Below are 3,024 nucleotides of genomic sequence, written 5' to 3'. Positions count from 1 at the left end.
GCAGCAGATCGTATTAATGCACAATTGAATCAACAAAATGCTTCATGATTTCTGTTTTTAAAAATACAATTTAGAAATTCTGTATATCTGTGTATTTTTAAAAAGAGCAATTATGAAATTGACTCAAGTATATAAAAGAGGATAGGGACGAGGTTTTATTAAATAAAGATTTCCTAATTAATCTCTCAAGTCAAATTCCTGTAGCCTTGAAAAACATGCAATCAAGCTCCTGGTCATATTTTTTACAACCGCTTAATGATGAAGACTTTGTAATTAATAAAATTTCTGATGGAAATGGGAAATTTATGGGGCGTTTTATGCGCGGTTTATTTGAACAAACAGGTGTGGATATCAGTAAAAACACAAAGGATTATATAAACCAAACGAGATTAAGCGATAGTATTATTGCAGAATTAAATGGAGTTTTTGGGTTTAACGCAAATGTACATCCACCTATAAGTGACTATGAAGTTGAATATCCTGGGGTAAAGAGTGATAGAAAAAATCTGATTAAATTAGAAGATATATTTATTAGAAAAAATTCTACTGAGGATAAGATCGAATTATATTCAAAATCTCATAACAAAAAAGTAAAATTACTATACTTACAATTTTTTAACATTAATCTTGTTCCTCCACTTTTTAGGTTTTTGCTTTTTTTTACCGAGCTATGCAGTCCAGATATTTCAATCAATGAGTCTTATTTTAATTCTCATAAAAGACAGGATATATTACAATTTCCGCGTATAAAGATTGGAAACATTATTATAAAAAGGCGTCAATGGTGGATAGATAAAAGTACTTTTTTAGATCAGATTAATGTTGATAACCAGTTTGACAGATTTGTCTCTCTAAGACGTTGGCTTTCAGCCAATTCAATTCCTAAACAATTTTATTTAAAACCTAACTTAACACTTCAACTGGAAAACATGGATAATAATACTCATTACCAAGATGGGATGAGAAAGCCCCAATATATAGATATGGATAGTTTTCATATGTGCCAAATATTTTTTAATCAAATAAATATGTTGAAAAAGGGATTTATAATTGAAGAGGCACTCCCGAATGACAATCAAGTAAAGTTAGATGTAAACGGTCAAAAACATGTAATTGAAATCCTATTAGAAACTTATAATCCTGAATGGAGGTCTAATAATGGTTTGGCATAGTTTACATATTTTTTATCATAACCAAGATAAATGGGATAGTTTGCTTCTTCATATTTATAGACAATTGAAGTATGGTTTTAATAAAACACCATCATTTTTTTTTATCCGTTATTGGGAAGGTGGACCCCATATAAGATTAAGGATAAAAAACATAAGTGATTATGAAAAAGATCAATTAAAGAATAATATAATTAACTTCTTTCATCTACATCCAAGCACGGTAAAAATAGATAAAGAACATTTTTATAATCAATATAAGGTGCTAATCAGCTCTAATGAAGACCTAGAATGGTATCCGAATAATTCTGTACAAGAAATACCTTATATACCAGAGGTAGAAAGATATAACGGGAATGAAATGATGGCTTTAAGTGAATTACAGTTTGAATATTCCTCGAAATATGTACTAGAGTTCTTGCAAACAACAAAACCTAATTTAGAAAGAAAATATAATCACTCTTTATATATTTTGTCTCAAATTATAAGAAGTATGAATCTTTCACTCCAACATCAGATTGATTTTTTAAGATGTTATTGTATTGCAACTCTTCACAGCTATGCACCGAATCATGTAAAAGATTATTTACAGTTATATATGGAAACATATCAGAAAAGTAGATTAAATGATGCTGTTAAAAAATATTGGTCAGACAACTCCAACCCTATATATAAACAATACTCAATATTTACTGAAGAAGTTAATCGGTGCGTTATTAACGAAGACTTTAATTTTAACAATATTAATATACAGACCATAGAAAAATTGGACAAACGATCTTTAGCTGTAATGCAGTTATATTGGTCATGGATTCACATGTTTTTAAATCGTATTGGTATATCTCCTTTAATGGAATCAGAGCTAACATTTTTATTAAGCCATTCTTTAAATGAATTGAAAGGGGTAGAAATTTGACTTACAAATCTATTAATATATATTTACATGATACTGAGATGCACGATAAGTTTATTTATGAAGAAATCATTCCCTTACAAAATAGTATACTTTCAGAAAGTGGAATAAATAACTTTGTATTACGTCATTGGAGAAAAGGACACCATATTCAATGGCATATCGAAATAAATGATAAATTTAATAATAAAGCTTTACAGAACTTGGTACAAATATTAAATAGAAATATAGGAAATTACTCAGCTAAGAATTCACTTTCTGAAGAATCATTAAAAAAACAATATTTAATGCTAAGAGACTTTGAAATGGAAGTTGGAGAAATATTCCCCATTGAAAATGATACTTCCATCAAGGTATCTGATTCAAAGTTTAGAGATGATATTTGGGGTGAGAAAGGGATCGAATCTTTAATATCTTATTATGTAACTACAAATAGTCAAGTCATGAAGTTAATTAATAAACCAACTAATTATAAGTATCGAGCATCATTAAATATGTTTTTAGCTGCAATAAATGCACTAGGAGATGTCAAGCGTCATCAACTTAGTTTTCGATCTCACGCAGAAGCATTTTTAAACAGATTTGACAAAGGTGATAAGTTAAGAGAGCAATTTGAATATATATATACTTCTAATAAAAGTAGCCTGCGGACATTAATGAAGATTCATTCAAATGAAGATGTATTTATTGAATGGAAAAAGATATTTAAAGATTTAATAATGAAGAATGAGAAATATTTAGAGAATGGTGATCTTTCTCTTCCTGAAGCAGATACTTATATGAACCTGAATTATTCATAGAAAACTTTTGATAAATTTTGAATGCCTATCTATCAAGCATTTCAACCGAATTGATCATGCATCAAATAAATGAAAAAAGAATCCATTTCTGTTAAAGTTAAATCACCACAAAATAACCACAGAAAGGATTCTTATAATGGCT

3 protein-coding genes are annotated in these 3,024 nt (G+C 28.6%); all 3 read left to right on the top strand.

Annotation, left to right across the window (positions count from 1 at the left end):
* Positions 1 to 215: 215 nt before the first annotated feature.
* From GJS40_RS11980 to GJS40_RS11970, 3 genes are read left to right on the top strand one after another with little or no spacing between them, the layout of a single operon-like run.
* Positions 216 to 1,172: a lantibiotic dehydratase gene (locus tag GJS40_RS11980; RefSeq protein ID WP_270898093.1), complete on the top strand. Its 957-nt coding sequence runs from the start codon at positions 216 to 218 to the stop codon at positions 1,170 to 1,172.
* Complete coding sequence (locus GJS40_RS11975) at positions 1,159 to 2,085, top strand: thiopeptide-type bacteriocin biosynthesis protein (RefSeq protein WP_270898092.1); 927 nt, start codon at positions 1,159 to 1,161, stop codon at positions 2,083 to 2,085. The genes GJS40_RS11980 and GJS40_RS11975 overlap by 14 nt, the downstream gene beginning before the upstream one ends.
* Positions 2,082 to 2,882: a lantibiotic dehydratase C-terminal domain-containing protein gene (locus GJS40_RS11970; protein ID WP_270898091.1), complete on the top strand. Its 801-nt coding sequence runs from the start codon at positions 2,082 to 2,084 to the stop codon at positions 2,880 to 2,882. The genes GJS40_RS11975 and GJS40_RS11970 overlap by 4 nt, the downstream gene beginning before the upstream one ends.
* The last annotated feature ends 142 nt before the right edge of the window (positions 2,883 to 3,024 follow it).

Origin of the sequence: Aliibacillus thermotolerans (genome assembly GCF_027853235.1) — a bacterium.
Lineage (GTDB): Bacteria > Bacillota > Bacilli > Bacillales > Marinococcaceae > Aliibacillus > Aliibacillus thermotolerans.
The sequence above is the reverse complement of the archived record's forward strand: the minus strand, read 5'-3'. Positions and strand labels throughout refer to the sequence as shown.

Coding starts and splice junctions, on each gene's coding strand:
- GJS40_RS11980 (WP_270898093.1), top strand. CDS start 216: ATGCAATCAAGCTCCTGGTCATATTTTTTACAACCGCTTAATGATGAA.
- GJS40_RS11975 (WP_270898092.1), top strand. CDS start 1,159: ATGGTTTGGCATAGTTTACATATTTTTTATCATAACCAAGATAAATGG.